At 50.8% G+C, this 16,852-nt stretch carries 19 protein-coding genes; 17 read left to right on the top strand and 2 right to left on the bottom strand.

The window, feature by feature from the left end; genetic code table 11:
• Nucleotides 1–74 precede the first annotated feature (74 nt).
• The 14 genes from ybgC (at nucleotide 75) to V5J35_RS19470 (ending at nucleotide 12,137) form a co-directional block, all read left to right on the top strand.
• Nucleotides 75–515: a tol-pal system-associated acyl-CoA thioesterase gene (ybgC, locus tag V5J35_RS19405; RefSeq protein WP_354008733.1), complete on the top strand. Its 441-nt coding sequence runs from the start codon at nucleotides 75–77 to the stop codon at nucleotides 513–515.
• A 59-nt stretch (nucleotides 516–574) separates the two neighbouring features.
• The gene (tolQ, locus tag V5J35_RS19410) at nucleotides 575–1,261 is read left to right on the top strand and encodes a protein TolQ (protein WP_354016478.1); all 687 of its coding nucleotides are present in this window, start codon (nucleotides 575–577) and stop codon (nucleotides 1,259–1,261) included.
• Between the two features lie 14 nt (nucleotides 1,262–1,275).
• Nucleotides 1,276–1,719: a protein TolR gene (tolR, locus tag V5J35_RS19415; RefSeq protein WP_354008735.1), complete on the top strand. Its 444-nt coding sequence runs from the start codon at nucleotides 1,276–1,278 to the stop codon at nucleotides 1,717–1,719.
• A 12-nt stretch (nucleotides 1,720–1,731) separates the two neighbouring features.
• Complete coding sequence (gene tolA / locus V5J35_RS19420; RefSeq protein ID WP_354008736.1) at nucleotides 1,732–2,595, top strand: cell envelope integrity protein TolA; 864 nt, start codon at nucleotides 1,732–1,734, stop codon at nucleotides 2,593–2,595.
• Between the two features lie 65 nt (nucleotides 2,596–2,660).
• A complete protein-coding gene (tolB, locus tag V5J35_RS19425; protein ID WP_354008737.1) occupies nucleotides 2,661–4,001 on the top strand; it encodes a Tol-Pal system beta propeller repeat protein TolB in 1,341 nt (446 codons plus the stop codon).
• Nucleotides 4,002–4,134: 133 nt separating this feature from the next.
• Entirely contained in the window at nucleotides 4,135–4,707 is a 573-nt protein-coding gene (locus V5J35_RS19430; RefSeq protein ID WP_354008738.1) for an OmpA family protein, read from the top strand.
• A 15-nt stretch (nucleotides 4,708–4,722) separates the two neighbouring features.
• Complete coding sequence (gene ybgF / locus V5J35_RS19435) at nucleotides 4,723–5,628, top strand: tol-pal system protein YbgF (RefSeq protein ID WP_354008739.1); 906 nt, start codon at nucleotides 4,723–4,725, stop codon at nucleotides 5,626–5,628.
• 172 nt (nucleotides 5,629–5,800) lie between these two features.
• The gene (gene queE, locus V5J35_RS19440) at nucleotides 5,801–6,451 is read left to right on the top strand and encodes a 7-carboxy-7-deazaguanine synthase QueE (RefSeq protein ID WP_354008740.1); all 651 of its coding nucleotides are present in this window, start codon (nucleotides 5,801–5,803) and stop codon (nucleotides 6,449–6,451) included.
• A gap of 10 nt (nucleotides 6,452–6,461) precedes the next feature.
• Nucleotides 6,462–7,136 (top strand): 7-cyano-7-deazaguanine synthase QueC, encoded by a 675-nt coding sequence (queC, locus tag V5J35_RS19445; protein ID WP_354008741.1) that lies wholly within the window; start codon nucleotides 6,462–6,464, stop codon nucleotides 7,134–7,136.
• Between the two features lie 148 nt (nucleotides 7,137–7,284).
• Nucleotides 7,285–8,331, top strand: a complete 1,047-nt coding sequence (nadA, locus tag V5J35_RS19450; RefSeq protein ID WP_354008742.1) for a quinolinate synthase NadA — start codon at nucleotides 7,285–7,287, stop codon at nucleotides 8,329–8,331.
• Nucleotides 8,332–8,528: 197 nt separating this feature from the next.
• Nucleotides 8,529–8,828: an IS66 family insertion sequence element accessory protein TnpA gene (gene tnpA / locus V5J35_RS19455; RefSeq protein ID WP_354007878.1), complete on the top strand. Its 300-nt coding sequence runs from the start codon at nucleotides 8,529–8,531 to the stop codon at nucleotides 8,826–8,828.
• Nucleotides 8,825–9,175 (top strand): IS66 family insertion sequence element accessory protein TnpB, encoded by a 351-nt coding sequence (gene tnpB, locus V5J35_RS19460; protein ID WP_354008743.1) that lies wholly within the window; start codon nucleotides 8,825–8,827, stop codon nucleotides 9,173–9,175. Before tnpA ends, tnpB begins: the two co-directional genes overlap by 4 nt.
• Before the next feature lie 41 nt (nucleotides 9,176–9,216).
• Entirely contained in the window at nucleotides 9,217–10,731 is a 1,515-nt protein-coding gene (gene tnpC, locus V5J35_RS19465) for an IS66 family transposase (RefSeq protein ID WP_354008744.1), read from the top strand.
• Nucleotides 10,732–10,832: 101 nt separating this feature from the next.
• Nucleotides 10,833–12,137, top strand: a complete 1,305-nt coding sequence (locus V5J35_RS19470) for a hypothetical protein (protein ID WP_354008745.1) — start codon at nucleotides 10,833–10,835, stop codon at nucleotides 12,135–12,137.
• A gap of 62 nt (nucleotides 12,138–12,199) precedes the next feature.
• On the opposite strand, the gene V5J35_RS19475 is transcribed toward V5J35_RS19470, so the two are convergent.
• The gene (locus tag V5J35_RS19475; protein WP_354008746.1) at nucleotides 12,200–13,585 is read right to left on the bottom strand and encodes a M48 family metalloprotease; all 1,386 of its coding nucleotides are present in this window, start codon (nucleotides 13,583–13,585) and stop codon (nucleotides 12,200–12,202) included.
• A 340-nt stretch (nucleotides 13,586–13,925) separates the two neighbouring features.
• On the opposite strand from V5J35_RS19475, the gene V5J35_RS19480 reads away from it, so the two are divergent.
• Together V5J35_RS19480 and V5J35_RS19485 are read left to right on the top strand one after the other, a co-directional pair.
• A complete protein-coding gene (locus tag V5J35_RS19480) occupies nucleotides 13,926–14,156 on the top strand; it encodes a sulfurtransferase TusA family protein (RefSeq protein WP_262568310.1) in 231 nt (76 codons plus the stop codon).
• Between the two features lie 23 nt (nucleotides 14,157–14,179).
• On the top strand, nucleotides 14,180–15,247 hold the full coding sequence (locus tag V5J35_RS19485) for an AI-2E family transporter (RefSeq protein ID WP_354008747.1): 1,068 nt from the start codon (nucleotides 14,180–14,182) through the stop codon (nucleotides 15,245–15,247).
• Nucleotides 15,248–15,319: 72 nt separating this feature from the next.
• Here V5J35_RS19485 and V5J35_RS19490 read toward each other — a convergent pair whose 3' ends face one another.
• Nucleotides 15,320–15,787: a peroxiredoxin gene (locus V5J35_RS19490; protein ID WP_354008748.1), complete on the bottom strand. Its 468-nt coding sequence runs from the start codon at nucleotides 15,785–15,787 to the stop codon at nucleotides 15,320–15,322.
• A 157-nt stretch (nucleotides 15,788–15,944) separates the two neighbouring features.
• Here V5J35_RS19490 and dapA point away from each other — a divergent pair, with 157 nt between their 5' ends.
• The gene (gene dapA, locus V5J35_RS19495; protein ID WP_354011325.1) at nucleotides 15,945–16,832 is read left to right on the top strand and encodes a 4-hydroxy-tetrahydrodipicolinate synthase; all 888 of its coding nucleotides are present in this window, start codon (nucleotides 15,945–15,947) and stop codon (nucleotides 16,830–16,832) included.
• The last annotated feature ends 20 nt before the right edge of the window (nucleotides 16,833–16,852 follow it).

Consider the following 16,852-nt stretch of genomic DNA (forward strand, 5'->3'; position numbering starts at 1 on the left):
GTGTTTCTGCAGAGTCTTTCAAGGTTTTCAGCGATCTGGTTTAATGACCTAACTGAGTATATGAGTACACTGTCGTGAGTTCTGACGCCTCTTTTTCTATCCTTCAGCGGGTTTATTACGAAGACACTGATGCTGCCGGTATTGTTTATCATGCCAACTACCTCAAATTTATGGAGCGCGCCCGTACTGATTTGTTGCGACATATTGGTGTGGGACATCAGGTTATGAGTGAGCTGGGCAGAGTATTTGCAGTGACCAGTGCTGATGTACGTTTTCGTCGCCCGGCCAGACTGGATGACGAAGTGTCTGTGACCGTAGAAATTTCTGAAGTAAAGCGGGCCAGTCTTGTTTTTCGCCAGTCCGTCCTGCTCAATCAGGGGCTGGTTAATGAGCAGGTACTGTGTACCGGAGAGTTTGTTGTCGCCTGTCTCGACAGCGCTTCAATGAAGCCTGCCAGTATTACAAAAGCCTTACGGAGTCTATGCCTGAATGTCACCAACACGTCACAGGTTTGATGGTATGATACACCCTATTTTTAAATTAACTGCAAGCGAGGTAATCGGTGGCTGATAGCATGTCCATGTGGTCGCTGATCAGTAATTCCAGCTGGATTGTGCTGTTAGTACTGCTGATGCTGGTTGCGGCTTCTGTCGTTTCCTGGGTGATGATTGTCCAGCGTGGTTTGTTGATTCGTAACGCTCAGCAAAGCATGCTCGAATTTGAGGATCGGTTCTGGTCTGGTATGGACCTTTCCCAACTGTTCCGTGAATTGCAGGATAACGGCAGTCCGGACGGAGGTCTGGAGAGTATATTCAAGGCAGGTTTTCGGGAGTTCAGTCGCTTGCGCAGCCAGGGAACCTCGGATGCGGATGCCATTATGGAAGGCACGCAGCGAGCCATGCGGGTTGCCATTTCCAGAGAACAGGAGAAGCTGGAAACCCACCTGCCGTTTCTGGCCAGTGTCGGCTCAACCTGCCCTTACGTCGGCCTGTTTGGAACCGTTGTCGGGATCATGAACTCGTTCCGTGGGCTGGCCCAGGTACAACAGGCGACGCTGGCTTCTGTTGCCCCGGGTATTGCTGAAGCTCTGATGACTACGGCGGTTGGCCTGGTCGCAGCCATTCCGGCCGTTGTGGCTTATAACCGTTATGCGTCGCGGGTTGATGCCCTGCTTGCCAGCTATGAAACCTTTGCCGATGAGTTCCACAGTATTCTGCATCGTAAGGTTCACAGCCGTTCCAATCGACCAGAAGCGGGCTGAGGAGACTACTGTCTATGGCGCGCTCCAGAACAGGTCGCAAAGTGATGTCGGAAATCAATATGGTTCCGTTTATCGACATCATGATGGTATTGCTGGTTGCCTTTATGGTCAGTGCTCCAATGCTGACCCAGGGGCTGCAGGTCGACCTGCCAAAAACAACCAGTCAGGTAATCCCCCTGGAAGAAGATATTGAAGCGTTGATTATTTCAGTCAAGGCGGATGGTGAGTACTTCATTGATCTGGGGGCAGAGCGGGAAGCTGCAAAAGGACTGGATGTGATTGCTGAAAAGGTGGGTAAGGTGTTGTCTGCCAGCCCCCGTACCCAGGTGTTGATCAAGGGAGATCGCAAGGTGGCTTATGGCTCTGTGATTGAGTTAATGGCAGGACTGCAGTCAGCCGGTGTCGAAAATGTCGGACTGATTACTGATCCGGCGGAACTGGATCGGCAAGGGAACTGACGGCTGCTGCTGATGAAAAAAGTATTGAACCGGATACTGGGCAAGGTTTTTCGTAAAGCAGTCTTTCGTGGCTACAGCTTTCCAGTTGTAGTGTCGCTTCTGTTACACGCCTCATTGTTACTGGTATTAAGCACCAGCTGGTCGGTTGAGCGTCAGTTGAATATTGTTCCACCCCGCAATATCAAGGCGAGTTTGGTTGAGGTGGCACAGCCTGCCCCGCAGCCCCGACCTCAGGTAGACGAGTCTGCTCGCAAAGCCCGGGAGGCTGCTGAGCGCAAGCGTCAGGAAGCGATTCGGGAAGAAAGGCAGCGTCGTCAGGCAGAAGAAAAACGGCAGCGGGAAATTGCCCTGCGCAAAGAGCAGGAGGCCCGGGAAAAAGCGAAAAAAGAAGAGGAAGCGCGTAAGGAACGGGAACGTCAGCGCAAGCAGGAAGAAGAACGAAAGCGACAGCAGGAAGCTGAGCGTCAACGCAGGCAGCGGGAAGAAACCCTGCGCCGGCTGGAGCAGGAAAGAATCCAGAGAGAACAACAGGAAGCGGCAGCCCAGCAGGCGGCGGAACAGGCTGAGAAAGATGCGGCAGAGGTTCGCTATTACAGCGAGTTGCTGAATAACCTCATTGTTAATAACTGGAACCGTCCGCCCAGCGCCCGCAATAATATGACCGCATTGCTGCAGGTTACCCTGTCGCCATTTGGTGACCTGCTGGAAGTTAAGCTGCTGGAAGGCAGTGGCAGTGACTCTTTTGACCGGTCTGCGGTACAGGCAGTACAACGTGCAGCCCCATTTCCAGAGTTAAAAGAGCTGGATCGCAGAATTTTTGATGCCAACTTCCGACGCTTTAATTTCAGATTCAGGCCAGAGGATCTAGTTCGATGACTCGTTTGATGACTCGCTCGATAAATACGACACCGAGCCACTTTGACCCAGGGAGGGGGTGCTATATGACAACCGTCAGATGGTTTGCGGCCTTTGCCCTGCTGCTTCTGGTTCAGCTAGCCCTGGCAATGCCAGCAAGGGCTGAGCTGACCATTGAAATTACCCATGGTAATGATCGTGCGGTGCGTATGGCTGTGGCACCGTTCAGTTTTGACGGCAAGACGATTCTGCCAGAAGATATGGCAGGAACCATCAGTGATGATTTGCGACTCAGTGGCCTGTTTGATCCTCTGAAGCGGGATGATATGCTCAGTTTTCCCAGCAAAGAGTCCAATGTGTTCTTTCGTGACTGGAAGGTACTTGGGGCTTCTTATCTGGTTATCGGCCAGGTTAGCCAGAGCAGCGGTCAGTATACGGTTGAATATCAGCTGTTTGATGTACTGCGCCAGCGTTCTATTCTGAAAGGGCAGGTTCGGGGCGTTGAAAGCCAGCTGCGAACCATGGCGCATACCATCAGTGATGCCGTCTACGAAAAAATCACCGGCATTCCGGCCGATTTTTCAACCCGCTTAATGTATGTGACTGCCCAGAGGCACAGCATTGATAACACCGATTATCAGTTAAACTATGCCGATGCCGATGGAAAACGGGCGCGTGTTATCGTTCGTTCCAAAGAGCCTATTCTGTCGCCTGCCTGGTCGCCAGATGGCCGCCGTATTGCTTACGTGTCTTTTGAAGCGGGTAAGCCTGCTATCTTCCTGCAGGAACTGGCAACAGGCAAACGACAGAAATTAACTGATTACAAGGGGTTGAACAGCTCGCCGGTGTTCTCTCCGGACGGTAAAAAAGTAGCCCTGGTACTCTCCAAAGATGGTAATCCGAATATTTATGTCAAGGACCTGGCTTCCGGCAAACTGAGTCAGCTGACCCGGCATTTTTCTATTGATACTGAACCGGACTGGATGCCGGACGGCAACAGCATTGTATTCACCTCGAACCGGGGTGGCAGTGCGCAGATTTATCAACTGGATGTTAAACACTTGTCTGATGGTTCTGTTGAGCCAGTGGGCAACCCCCGTCGCCTGACGTTCAAGGGGCGTTTCAATGCGCGGGCAAAAGTCTTCCCGGATGGTAAATCGCTGGCCCTGGTACACAAGGGGCAGGGCGCAGCCGAATTTAACATTGCAATTCTTGATCTGGACACCAATCGCCTGAGGTTGCTGACATCTGCACAGCTTGAAGATTCGCCCAGCGTTTCTCCGGGCGGCCGACGGCTGATCTATGCTGTTCAGGGGGGGAAGAATGGTGAACTGGGTATTGTCACTGCGGATGGTAGGGTAAAATACCGCCTGCCGTCGGCGACTGGTGATGTCCGGGAACCAGTCTGGGGGCCTGCGGTTAGGTAAATGCCGTAAAAAAGTAGTTGTGTGTGTCGCGTTTGTTGCGGTGTGGGCTAGTCCCGTGTAAAGGGTTCTGATACTGTACTGCAACAATCTAACTAACATCCAACTAACCAACATTAAACAATTGGAGTCTGTAATGCGAATTGTCAATTATGTTAAGGCAGCCACCCTGGCGGCTTCTGCCCTGTGGCTGGCCGGTTGTGCTTCTACCGGCGGTGAAAGCACTTCCGGTGTAGAAACCACGGTAACACCTGAAGAAACGGTTGTGACTGAAAACGTCGTGATTGAAACCATGCCAGTACTGGATCCGGCGGTACAGGCTGTTATGGACAGTGGTGAAGTTCAGGCGAGTGCGGAAGAGGTCGAGATGCTGCTGGATCGCGACACGTTTAACTTTGCTTTTGACAGTTCTAAGCTGAGCGACAGTGATTATAAGGCTCTGGACGTACAAGCAGCTTACCTGAACTCTGATCAGGGTAAGGGTAAGAACATTATTGTGCAGGGACACACTGACGAACGTGGCACCCGTACTTACAACCTGGCTCTGGGTGAGCGTCGTGCCAATGCGGTGAAAGACTATCTGGAAGCGAAAGGCGTAGCCAGAAGCCGTATTGATGTGATCAGCTTTGGCTTCGAGAAGCCGGTAGATCCAGCCCATAACGAAGCTGCCTGGGCCAAGAACCGTCGCGCACAGATCGTCATTAACTAATAACTGAGATAGCTAATGAGTTTGAAACCTTTATCCAGTTCTTTTCTGATTCTGGCCAGCCTGCTGGCCGTTCCGGTACTTGCCGCAGTACCTGTTGTTGAGTCTTTGCCAACGGCGGAGGTCGTCAGAGAAACCACTCAGGATGCCACACCTGTGTCAGCGCCGGAGAGTGTTGAAAGTGTCATTCAGAGTGCGCAGGCTCAGCAGGTTTCTGAAGAGAATAGCCAGCCCCGACAGCAGTCGGCAAACAGCACGGCTTATTTTCTTAATCAGATCGAAGAACTGCGCAAAAGAAACATGACTCTGGAGGGGCGTGTTGAAGAGCTGGAGTTTCAACTCAGGCAGAACGAAGCCGAGTTCCGTGATCGTTACCTGGACCTGGATGCTCGTATCAGCAGGGCGATGGGTGATCAGCCTGCACCTGATTTGACCGGTGATCGTTCTGCCAATAATCGTTCTCCAGATAGAAGTCAGCCAGCTGAACCGGGTAATACGCCGGTGCAGCTGCCTGTTAGTCAACCCCCTGAAGAGTTGCTGGCTGAGCGTGAGCAGGCTGAGTACCGGGCGGCTTTCGGATTAATTCGTGATCGCGAGTTTGATCAGGCGCTGGTTGCTCTGCGCAAGTTGCTGGAAGAATACCCTGATGGCAGACTTTCCGATAACGCACAGTACTGGCTGGGTGAAGTGCTGATGGCCCAGGGAAAGTTTGAGCCTGCCCGTGATGAATTCAGAGTTGTCATGGAGCAATACCCGGACAGTGCCAAGGTGCCTGACGCAGCCTATAAGCTGGGTCGGTTGTATGACTTGCTGGGTGACAAGGCTGAAGCCCGGAAGTACCTTGAATCGGTCGTCAGCCAGTACCCCGGAAGTTCGGCTGCAAGGCTGTCTGATACTTATCTACAGAGTATGTCGGATAGCTGAAACAGGCTCCTGGCTAACCCTTAACACCATGCTTGCATGGTGTTTTTGTAGGTGCTGCATAATTTTGCACTCTCACTGGCAGTTAGCTACCCTTCTTTGCTGATTAATACCCTGCTTTGCTGATTAATAATTCTCTGATTAATAACTCTCTGATTAATAAATAGTATCTCTCATGCTTTCTGAATCCCTTCGAATTTCCGAAATATTTTACTCTCTTCAGGGGGAGTCAAGAACCTCCGGACTGCCAACTGTGTTTGTGCGCCTGACAGGCTGCCCTCTGCGTTGTAACTGGTGCGATACCGAATATTCCTTCACCGGGGGGGAGCGCAGGACGCTCAACAGTATTCTGCAGCAGGTCGCTGACTATGGCGCTAAATATGTCTGTGTCACTGGTGGTGAACCGCTGGCGCAACCACGCTGTCTACTGTTGCTTGAACGACTGGCGGATGCGGGTTATGAGGTTTCACTCGAGACCAGCGGTGCGCTGGATCTGGCTGAGGTGGATGCGCGAATTGTCAAGGTGATGGACTTGAAGGCTCCAGGTTCCGGTGAGGCTGGAAAGAATCTTTATCAGAATATTCAACATCTGGATCACAAGGACCAGGTGAAGTTTGTGATTGCTGATCGTGCTGATTATGACTGGTCTGCCAGTAAGTTGATTGAGTATGATCTGGTCGGAAAAGTATCGGATGTGTTGTTCTCTCCGGTCAGTACCGGAGTGGAGCCAGCGGAACTGGCAGAGTGGATTCTGGCTGATCGATTACCGGTTCGGTTTCAAATTCAGTTGCACCGGGTAATCTGGGGTGACAAAACAGGTGTCTAAGGAGATTGGAATGTCTAAAAAAGCGGTTGTGCTTCTGTCAGGAGGTCTGGATTCTGCGACAGTTTTGGCGATGGCAAAGGATCAGGGTTATGAGTGCTACACCATGAGCTTTGATTATGGTCAGCGTCATCGTGCCGAGTTGCACGCATCAAAGACTGTGTCTGAGGTGCTGGGTGCGAAGGATCACAAAACCCTGAAGATGGATTTTCGGGATATCGGCGGTTCTGCGCTGACCGATGATGAGATTGATGTACCGGAGAATCTGGATGAGGGTATTCCTGTGACCTATGTTCCGGCGCGCAATACGGTATTTCTGTCTCTGGCCCTGGGCTGGGCAGAAGTGCTGGGAGCCAGGGAACTCTTTATTGGTGCCAATGATGTTGATTATTCCGGCTATCCGGACTGTCGACCAGAATATCTGGAAGCCTTTGAAAAAATGGCAAATCTTGCCACTAAAGCGGGTGTTGAGGGTGACCATTTCCATATTCGTGCGCCCCTGTTAAAACTGACCAAGGCGCAGATTGTTCAGGAAGGGGATCGTCTGGGAGTAGACTATGGTCTGACCGTATCCTGCTATCAGGCTGATGAAGACGGTCGTGCCTGCGGGGTATGTGACAGCTGTCGTTACCGTAAAAAAGGCTTTGAAGAAGCCGGGCTGGATGACCCAACCCGTTACCAACCTTAATCAGGCTGTTTGTTATCTTCTCCTTATTAATTTCCTGATAACAAACAACTTATTGTATTTTTAATGAATTTTCCTCAGACTGCCTCTGTCGACATCGTGTGGTAGAATACCCCGCAATTTGACGAGACAGGTCGTTAGTACAGGATTTATGAGCGCAGTGAGTAGCAGAGACTTTGTTAAGAGTCACCTTCAGGGGCAGTCCATTGAAACTCTGGATGCTGAGCGGGAAGAGGCCCTGAAAGAGCGGGTTCGGCAACTTCTTGATCGCGAAAATGCGGTTCTGGTGGCTCACTATTACACCGATCCGGTCGTGCAGGCACTGGCTGAGGAAACCGGCGGTTTTATTGCCGATTCTCTTGAGATGGCGCGTTTTGGTAGTCGTCACCCGGCGTCTACACTGGTGGTGGCCGGTGTTCGTTTTATGGGGGAGACCTCCAAGATTCTAAGCCCGGAAAAGCGAGTGTTAATGCCAACACTTGAAGCAGAGTGTTCGCTCGACCTGGGTTGTCCGGTGGATGAATTTTCTGAATTCTGTGACCAGCATCCGGATCGCTCCGTTGTCGTCTATGCCAATACCTCTGCAGCGGTAAAAGCCAGAGCGGACTGGGTGGTGACTTCCAGCTGTGCGCTGGATATTGTTGAGCACCTGATGGATCAGGACAAAAAGATAATCTGGGGACCGGATAAATACCTGGGCAGTTACATCCAGAAGCAGACGGGGGCCGATATGCTGTTGTGGAACAGCAGTTGCATTGTCCATGAAGAGTTCAAGGCAAAGGGTATCGTCGACCTGAAAAAGGTTTATCCCAATGCGGCTGTTCTGGTTCATCCTGAATCACCTGATGCGGTGGTTGAAGTAGCAGACGTTGTTGGTTCAACCAGTCAGCTGCTCAAAGCATCTCAGGAGCTGCCAAACGATACCTTTATCGTGGCGACCGACCGGGGGATTTTCTACAAAATGCAGCAGGCCTCTCCGGATAAGTCATTTATCGAAGCGCCAACGGCAGGTGAAAGTGCAACCTGCAGGAGTTGTGCGCACTGTCCGTGGATGGCGATGAATACGCTGGAAGCCCTGGTTCAGTGTCTGGAAAATCCTGGGCAGTTGAATAAGATTGAGGTGGACGATAGCCTTCGTATTCGTTCTTTAGAGCCTTTGCAGAAGATGCTCGACTTTACCGCTTCGATGGCAAAGTGATGTCGGATATCTGAGAACCCCTCTCCCGGGTTTTCTCGGAGGCATTAATCAATAAAAAGCCGGAAGGTCATTGGTCCTCCCGGCTTTTTTTGTTTGTCTGACAAATCCTGAGGCAGGTCTGTAAGCGGTAAATTAACCCCACATTCCAAAGAAAGCCACGCCCCTTAATACTTCAGGTTTTAAAACGGGAGAAACTCATGAAACCTGAAGAGCGCAAACAAAACCAGGCACTCTGGCAAGAGCGGATGAACGACTGGCAGCAGTCCGGACTCTCGGCCTCAGGCTGGTGTAAAAAGCACGACATCAAGCAGCACCTGTTTTTTTACTGGAAGCACAAACTGCTCACCAGACCGGATAATAAATTGATCCCTCTGGGCGTTGTTCAGCCAGAACCTTCTGCGCCTTCCCTGGTGATCCTCTATATGGATTCCATACGAATCGAAGCGGCTCCTGAACAGGCAGCAGCCCTGATCAAAGCATTGCAGGCTGCCTCGTGATCCGCCCGGAAGATGAGGTGGCTGTCTATCTCTACGCTGAGCACGTTGATATGCGCAAATCCATCGACGGGCTGGCGGCTTTAGTCGAACAACAAGCCGGACAATCACCATTTAATCAGACGGTCTACGTCTTCTGTAATCGCAAGCGGGACAAGATCAAGCTGTTGTGCTGGGAGCGTAATGGCTTTGTGCTCTGGTATAAGCGACTGGAGAAATTCCGCTTTAAATGGCCGGGGAATGAAGCACCCGAAGCGATCGATGGAGGCCTGCTCAACCAGCTTCTGGATGGTTATGACATTCGCCCCAAAGCACCTCACCCAACACTGGAATATACGACTTTACTCTAACAAGGTGGCAATGACTGCGCCACCGTCTATTCTGAATCGGCATGGAAGCCTGCCCTGTCCCTTTACCCGATAATAACCCCGAGCTGATTGCCTGGGTTCAGTCCATCCTTGCGAAAAATGCATTGCTGGAAGAACGCCTTCGCCTTCTTCTGCATAAACAGTTTGGTGCCTCCAGCGAAAAGACATCACCGGATCAGCAGGAACTGTTCAACGAAGCCGAGCAAGATCAACCGGAACAGCCTGAGCCAGACCCCGAAGAAAGCGTCACGGTTGCAGAACATACTCGCCAGAAGAAAGGTCGAAAACCGCTACCCAAAGATCTGCCAAGAGTCCGGGAAGAGCACGACATCCGTGACGATGAAAAAAACTGCAGCGGCTGCGGTAATCAACTTCATCGTATAGGCGAAGAAGTGACCGAACAGCTGGATATCATTCCGGCCAAAATCCGGGTTATCCAGAATGTGCGGTTCAAGTACGGCTGCAGATGCTGTGAAGAAGGCATTAAAACAGCCAAACTGCCCGCCCAACCGATACCGGGCAGCATAGCTACTCCGGGGCTGTTAGCCTTCATTGCCACCAGTAAATACGTTGACGGATTGCCTTTATACCGTCAGGAGAAATTTATCCTGGCTCGTCTGGGTGTTGATATTGCCCGTGCCACCACCTCACTGTGGATGGTGCGCTGTGGTGATCTGGTGCAACCGTTAATCAACCTGATGCGGGACAAGCTGCTGGAAGCGCCACTGATTCACTGTGACGAAACGGTCACCCAGGTGCTCAACGAGGAAGGCAAGGCTGCCCGAAGTCATTCGTACATGTGGGTTCAGGTGGCTGAACCGGTGAAAAATCAAAAGATCATTCTGTTCGATTACGCGCCCAGCCGCAGCGGTTCAGTACCCATGAAGCTGCTGGATGGCTTCCGGGGCTATCTGCAAACCGATGGTTACGAAGGCTATGCTGCCATAGGTCGCAAAAGCGGGGTAATCAGTCAAGGCTGTTGGGCTCACGCTCGTCGAAAGTTCGATGAAGCCATCAAGGGGCAGAAAGATAAAAACAAAACCGGCAAAAGCCATATGGGGCTGTCTTATATCCGTAAGCTCTATCAAATAGAACATGGGATAAAAGAGAGCCCTCCGGATGAACGAAAAAGGGTACGGCAGGAACAAAGTCTGCCGGTTCTGCAGAAATTACGACAATGGCTGGATAAATCGTTGCCCCAGGTGCCGCCAAAAACCTTGTTGGGCAAGGCCCTTTATTACCTGAATAACCAGTGGGAAAAGCTCATCCGTTATTGCGACGAGGGTTACCTGCGTATGGACAATAATCTGGCCGAAAATGCGATTCGTCCGTTCGTGGTGGGTCGCAAGGCGTGGCTGTTCAGCAACAGTACTGACGGAGCTAAAGCCAGCGCCAATCTTTATAGCCTGGTAGAAACAGCGAAAGCCTGCGGGTTGGAACCCTGCCATTATCTGAAGACCGTCTTCAACGACTTGCCAAGGGCAGAGTCAATTGCCGATATCGAGCAGTTGCTGCCCTGGAATCAGAAGCCAGTTTGAATCAAGGTGTGGTGGAATTACCGCTTACGCAGGTCTTGATGTTATAGGTGATCGGCCGATGCTTCTTTCATGGTTCGACAGCTGATGAAAGGGCTCAGACAATGAAAACGGAACCTTCAATTCACCGCCAGTATTCAGGTTTTTCCGGCGTTGTTCGCAAAGTACTGGATAAAGCCAGGCGTATTATTCGCTTTATGGGCCTGCGCTCTGTAAAGCCTTTTCCCCCAAATACTCCTTCATTAATGACCCATGAACCCAGTGCTCACTATGAAGGTAAAAGTCTGGCTGATCGTAATGTTGCTCAGCATTCTCCCAGTGATAAAAAGGGTGGGCTTGCAGAGTTGAGTGAAAAATATGCTGGGTTTCGGGCAAATAATACGAACCTTAAGTCACTATTGAATGACCTGACTCAAACAAAAACGGGTCAGTGGCCGGATGAATCTGATGAGCAGTTTCAGTACCGATTAAAAAACGCAATGGTACTGAGTGGCCTGGGATCGCTGCTTCAGGATGAAACATTAGCCCAGCGACGGCGCATAACGCCGTCAATCAAGTCCAGACAAATTCAGAAACTGGGCGAGTATATGGCAATGAAACCACTAAATTTTTATCAAAGTGTTGTTTCAAATCAGCCGCATATTGGTGAAACTTCAGGTGATGTTGGCGCTTTTCTTGTAACCAATCTGCGAAATCAGCCGGTGAATAACAACATTGAAGCGAGAAATTGGTATTTGTTTTGTCGTGCTTACCTTGATGAGGTGAGTGATGAGGTGTTGGGTTCTGTGGGCTATGACATGAACCAGAGAAAATTGTCAGACTGTATCCCGGATTTAGGGATTGAAAAAATGGATGGCAACTATATTGAAAACCTGAATGAAACCATTAGTTCAATGGATAAGGTTAAGCCAACGTCTGCGGAGACTGTCAAAGAATACTGCAAAGAGCATGGTATTGTTTATATTCCAGGTCAAAAGACAGTCGCCTTTGATGTCGGCGACAAATTGCATCAGAGCCTTTTTCTCTTGCAGTACCTGCGTAATACATATGAGTCCAGCAAGCTGGCAATATTGTCAAAATTTTCAGGTATCAAAGATTCAGACCAGATTCAGGCATTTATGCCGGAGAAGCAATTAGCAGGTCAACTAAGCGATCATATGAGAGGCCTGACTGACACAGTTGCTCAGAACCTGATGAAAAAATCGATGCCTGACAGTTATGCGGTGCCACCAGAGAATGCCTCTCAGCAAAAAAAACCTTTTTCTTACCAGCAGGCCTTGCTGATTGCAGATGATAATAGGTGCTACTGGAACAGTGACGATAATCAGCCTCGCCACGGGCGGCAGGATGAGAAACCACTGGAAAGCTTTGAAGAGTATCTGGAGCGATCAGAAAAAGAACAGGCTTGATGCCTGTCCTGCCGCTTTCTTACACTGCTCAGTTCTAATTGTGGAGAGGGTTGATCTGGCCCTTAGTTATTTTTTAACTTGTTTCGATAGGCATAGACGTCACTGAGTTTTTTCTCAATTCGAGCCGTCAGCGCATAGTTATTGCCAGCCAGCTTTTTGGCGTACTGAAGGTGCTTGATGGCATCATCAAGGTTGCCACTTAGAAAGAAAAATTCTGCCCTGGACTGATGCAGGCCGAGAATATCGCCTGCCTGACCTTGAGCTTCTGCCAGGTAATACCAGATGTCAGGGTCATCCGGTCGACTGCGGCTGAGAGCCTGAAGCGTATCTCTGGCACCGGTAAAGTCTTTGCTTTCCGTTTGCAGTTCGGCCTTTGTGAACATCAGGGGATAGTTATCCAGATAGACCTTTAATGCCCGATCGATACGGGCAAGCGCCTCTTTGTGTTTGCCCTGGGCGGACTCCAGTCGGGCTTTGGCCATGATCATGTAAAGGTTGTTCGGGTGCTTTTCCAGTAGCGTGTTCAACGCTTTTTCTGCTGTGGCGTAATCTTTGCTGAGATAGCTTGCCAGTGCCAGACCATAACGGGTGACATCCGGAGCGCTGGTGTAACCGTCCTGCAGTTCGTTTTGCAACTGTTTAGCAAAGGCTGCCGGATTTTCTGCGCTGAGGGCAAACAGTCTCATGCGCACCAGTTGATAATCCACACTGCCTTTGGTTCCTCCGCTGGGCATTTGTGCGGCCCTGGCCCGGGAGTCCGCAATCCGGTTATCAGTGACCGGATGTGTTAGCAGGAATTCAGGCGGCCGACTCTGGTAACGACTGGAGCGGTTCATTTCTTCAAAGATTTCCGGCATGGCGTTTGGATCAAAACCAGCCCTGGACAAGGTGATGATACCAAGGTTATCCGCTTCCCGTTCAAACTGGCGGCTGAAACGCAGGCTGCTGCTCTGGATACCGGCAATGGTGGAGGACAATGCCGCAACACCGGCGTCGCTTCCCGCTGTCGCCATCAGTACCACCGAGGCAATGATGGCTGCTGCGGTCGGGATGCTTTTACGCTGGGCTTCTTCAACATTCCGGGCGTAGTGGCGCTGGCTCAGGTGGGCAAGTTCGTGTGCCATCACTGCTGCAAACTGAGCTTCGTTGTTGGCATTGAAAAACAGGCCAGTGTTGACTCCAATGATGCCACCGGGGGCCGCAAAAGCATTGAGGGCTGAGCTGTCGATAATCATAGTCGACAACCGGTGGTCGTGGATGCCACTGTGTTCAGCCAGTCGATAGGTCAGACGTTCCAGGTAGTCTTTGGTTTCTGCATCGCTGATGGTCGGTGTGCGGCTACGCAGGTATTTGAGGTAGGTCTGGCCCAGTTCGTACTCCTGCTGTGGAGAAACAATGCCTGACGTCGTGTCGCCCAGGCTTGGGAGTTCGATAGGGGCCGCGCTCACAACTGCTGAGGAAAGTCCAAGCCAGGTGCTAAGCAGGGCTGCCGTGAGGTAACCCGGTCGCTTCATAGAATGTCCATACTCGTGTGGTGTCGGGTGCAATGTATCGTTTACGTTGCGGCAATACAAAATAGATTTCTACGATTTTACACATCATCGACGGAGGAAGGTAATCTATTAGGGGCAATAAACAGAAAATGTAATGAATTCTTTACACTCCGTTATCTCCAGACAGCGGAGCATGATGCCGACAAATTGCGTACAATACTGGGTTATCATGAGTCTGCAACATTGTACGTTTCAAATAGAGTTCATGTTGTACCACGGGAGAGAATAGCCAGCCATGGTTGAAGTTGATCTGGAACTGGATCTCAAGGGAATGAACTGTCCTTTGCCATTACTCAAAGCCAAACAGGGTTTAAAGCAGTTGCGTAGCGGTCAGGTACTCAGGGTTCAGGCGACGGACCCTGGTTCCGTCCGGGATTTCGAAAGCTTTGCCCGCATCAGCGGCCATGAGTTGATTTCATCGGAACAGGTGTCGGGCGTATTTATTCACACACTGCGACACAAATAAGGGATAGTTAAGGAATAGTACGAATGCTGGATACTATAAAGGGGTGGTTGCACCGCTATTTATCGGATTCTGAAGCTCTGGTGCTGCTGCTTCTGCTGGTAGCAGGTTTCGCCATTATTCTCACTATGGGCAATATGCTTGCCCCTGTGTTTGCAGCTCTGGTGCTGGCGTTTCTGATGCAGGGCGTAGTGAACTGGCTACAGAGTCGGGGGCTGGGTCACAACTGGTCGGTGACACTGGTGTTTGTGCTGTTTGTAACTGTTCTGGTGGTCGCTTTGTTTCTGCTGGTGCCTCTGGTCTGGCAGCAGGTTAGTTCGCTGCTGAATGAGCTTCCCAAAATGGTGAACCATGGTCAGGCCTGGGTGCGAGAGCTGCCTGAGCATTTTCCTGCGTTTATTTCCGAAGCTGAAACGGCAGCCGTCACCGAAAGTATTAATGGAATGATTGCCGGGCTTGGGCAGTGGGCCTTGTCCTTCTCACTTGCCAACCTGACCAACGTGATGGCGTTGCTGGTCTACCTGATTCTGGTACCCATTCTTGTGCTGTTCTTTTTGAAAGACAAAGACCTTCTGCTGGACTGGATTGGCAATCAATTACCAAAGCGTCGTCGTGTGATTAATCAGGTGGCGAACGAAATGAACAGTCAGATTGCTAACTACATTCGCGGCAAAGCGATTGAGATAGTGATTGTCGGTGGTGTCAGTTTTGTGTTGTTTGCCCTGATGGGACTGAACTATGCCGTTCTGCTGGCTACCCTGGTTGGCTTTTCTGTCGTTATTCCCTACATCGGAGCGACGGTCGTGACTATTCCTATTGCGTTGATCGGACTGTTTCAGTGGGGTTTTGGTCAGCAGTTTACCATTTTGATGATCGCCTACCTCTTTATACAGGCCCTGGACGGCAATGTTCTTGTACCACTGCTGTTTTCCGAAGCGGTCAATCTGCACCCGGTTGCCATTATTATTGCGGTTCTGGTGTTTGGTGGTTTCTGGGGGTTCTGGGGTGTGTTCTTTGCCATCCCTCTGGCAACGTTGCTGAAAGCGGTGATGAATGCCTGGCCAAGGGTTCAGGATGTCGGTGTTAAAACCTGACTGAGTGCTGTTGCGGGTTGGGGGGAGCTCTCACCTCCCGCCCCCTAACCTGCAAGGCCTGTTTGTTTTGGATTATGTCAGAGCCTGAGCAGCCTGCAGGACGTCTTCCACATGCCCTTTAATGCGCACTTTTCGCCATTCATGCTGCAAAATTCCGGCACTGTCGACCAGGAAAGTGCTGCGCTCAATACCCATAAATTCCTTCCCGTACATTTTCTTGAGTTTGATGACATCAAACAGCTGGCACAGTGTCTCTTCAGGGTCAGAGACCAGTTCAAAGGGGAATTCATATTTAGCTTTGAATTTCTCATGGGATTCAAGGCTTTCTCTGGATACGCCAAAGATCAGGGTGCCTGCGGCCTGAAATTCAGCATGGAGATCCCGGAAGGCTTCACCTTCACTGATGCAGCCAGGCGTATTGTCCTTAGGATAGAAGTACAGAACGAACTTTTTGCCTTTCAGTTCTTCAAGTGAGACAGTAGTACTATTCGTAGCCAGCGCAGTGAAATCTGGAACAGGTTGACCTAGGGTAAAACTCATTTTTTGTCCTTTACTTATTATCTAATGACGCCAACGATAGTAAAAGTTGGACTCTGTCGGCCAGAATGTCAACTCGCTCTTGTTAAGACCTGTATGCATCAGTAACATTACGCTAGTTTTTTTAATGATCAAGACCGTTCCGCAGTGGAGTGCATCAATGATTACCGGTAGTCTCGTGGCGCTAGTTACCCCCATGACTGAAGATGGGGATCTCGACTGGAAGCGTTTGCATGATCTCGTTGAGTTCCACATCCAGGAAGGAACCGATGGTATTGTCGCAGTCGGCACCACCGGTGAGTCTGCCACCCTCACTGTGCCAGAACATTGCGAAGTGATTAAACGGGTAGTGGGTCAGGTTAATGGCCGCATTCCAGTTATTGCCGGAACCGGTGGTAATTCCACCCAGGAAGCTATCCTGCTGACGGCAGAGGCAAAAAGTCTGGGGGCAGACGCCTGCCTGCTGGTGACACCTTACTACAATAAGCCGACTCAGGAAGGTCTGTACCGACACTTCAAAGCCATTGCAGATGCTGTCGATATTCCCCAGATCCTCTACAATGTTCCGGGGCGCACGGCTGTGGATATGCTGCCTGAGACGGTTGCCCGCCTGGCCGGACACCCAAATATAGCCGGTATCAAGGAAGCCACGGGCATTATTGAACGTGGCCGTCAGATCCGTGAACTGTGTGGTGAGTCCTTTGCCATTTATTCGGGCGATGACGCAACGGGAATGGAGCTGATGCTGCAGGGAGCCAACGGTGTTATTTCTGTGACAAACAACGTTGTGCCACGGCAGATGCATGAACTGTGTATGGCGGCTATGGCCGGTGATCGTGAAACAGCCACCGTTATTAATGACCGGCTGGACGCGCTGCATAGCAAGCTGTTTGTTGAATCCAACCCGATACCGGTTAAATGGGTGTTGAAAGAGCAGGGGCTGATTCAGGATGGCATTCGCCTGCCACTGACGCCACTGAGTGAGATGTATCATTCTGAGCTTCGTTCAGCCCTGAAACAGGCGACGGAGCAGGTTGAGCTGGCATAAGCCGGGCAGAACAAACGGCT

The sequence above is a fragment of the Endozoicomonas sp. NE40 genome, assembly GCF_040549045.1.
GTDB lineage: Bacteria > Pseudomonadota > Gammaproteobacteria > Pseudomonadales > Endozoicomonadaceae > Endozoicomonas_A > Endozoicomonas_A lisbonensis.

Excerpts from the sequence above, each read along its gene's own strand:
- tolQ (WP_354016478.1), top strand. The coding sequence starts at position 575 with ATGTCCATGTGGTCGCTGATCAGTAATTCCAGCTGGATTGTGCTGTTA.
- tolR (WP_354008735.1), top strand. The coding sequence starts at position 1,276 with ATGGCGCGCTCCAGAACAGGTCGCAAAGTGATGTCGGAAATCAATATG.
- tolA (WP_354008736.1), top strand. The coding sequence starts at position 1,732 with ATGAAAAAAGTATTGAACCGGATACTGGGCAAGGTTTTTCGTAAAGCA.
- tolB (WP_354008737.1), top strand. The coding sequence starts at position 2,661 with ATGACAACCGTCAGATGGTTTGCGGCCTTTGCCCTGCTGCTTCTGGTT.
- V5J35_RS19430 (WP_354008738.1), top strand. The coding sequence starts at position 4,135 with ATGCGAATTGTCAATTATGTTAAGGCAGCCACCCTGGCGGCTTCTGCC.
- ybgF (WP_354008739.1), top strand. The coding sequence starts at position 4,723 with ATGAGTTTGAAACCTTTATCCAGTTCTTTTCTGATTCTGGCCAGCCTG.
- queE (WP_354008740.1), top strand. The coding sequence starts at position 5,801 with ATGCTTTCTGAATCCCTTCGAATTTCCGAAATATTTTACTCTCTTCAG.
- queC (WP_354008741.1), top strand. The coding sequence starts at position 6,462 with ATGTCTAAAAAAGCGGTTGTGCTTCTGTCAGGAGGTCTGGATTCTGCG.
- nadA (WP_354008742.1), top strand. The coding sequence starts at position 7,285 with ATGAGCGCAGTGAGTAGCAGAGACTTTGTTAAGAGTCACCTTCAGGGG.
- tnpA (WP_354007878.1), top strand. The coding sequence starts at position 8,529 with ATGAAACCTGAAGAGCGCAAACAAAACCAGGCACTCTGGCAAGAGCGG.
- tnpC (WP_354008744.1), top strand. The coding sequence starts at position 9,217 with ATGGAAGCCTGCCCTGTCCCTTTACCCGATAATAACCCCGAGCTGATT.
- V5J35_RS19470 (WP_354008745.1), top strand. The coding sequence starts at position 10,833 with ATGAAAACGGAACCTTCAATTCACCGCCAGTATTCAGGTTTTTCCGGC.
- V5J35_RS19480 (WP_262568310.1), top strand. The coding sequence starts at position 13,926 with ATGGTTGAAGTTGATCTGGAACTGGATCTCAAGGGAATGAACTGTCCT.
- V5J35_RS19485 (WP_354008747.1), top strand. The coding sequence starts at position 14,180 with ATGCTGGATACTATAAAGGGGTGGTTGCACCGCTATTTATCGGATTCT.
- V5J35_RS19490 (WP_354008748.1), bottom strand. The coding sequence starts at position 15,787 with ATGAGTTTTACCCTAGGTCAACCTGTTCCAGATTTCACTGCGCTGGCT.
- dapA (WP_354011325.1), top strand. The coding sequence starts at position 15,945 with ATGATTACCGGTAGTCTCGTGGCGCTAGTTACCCCCATGACTGAAGAT.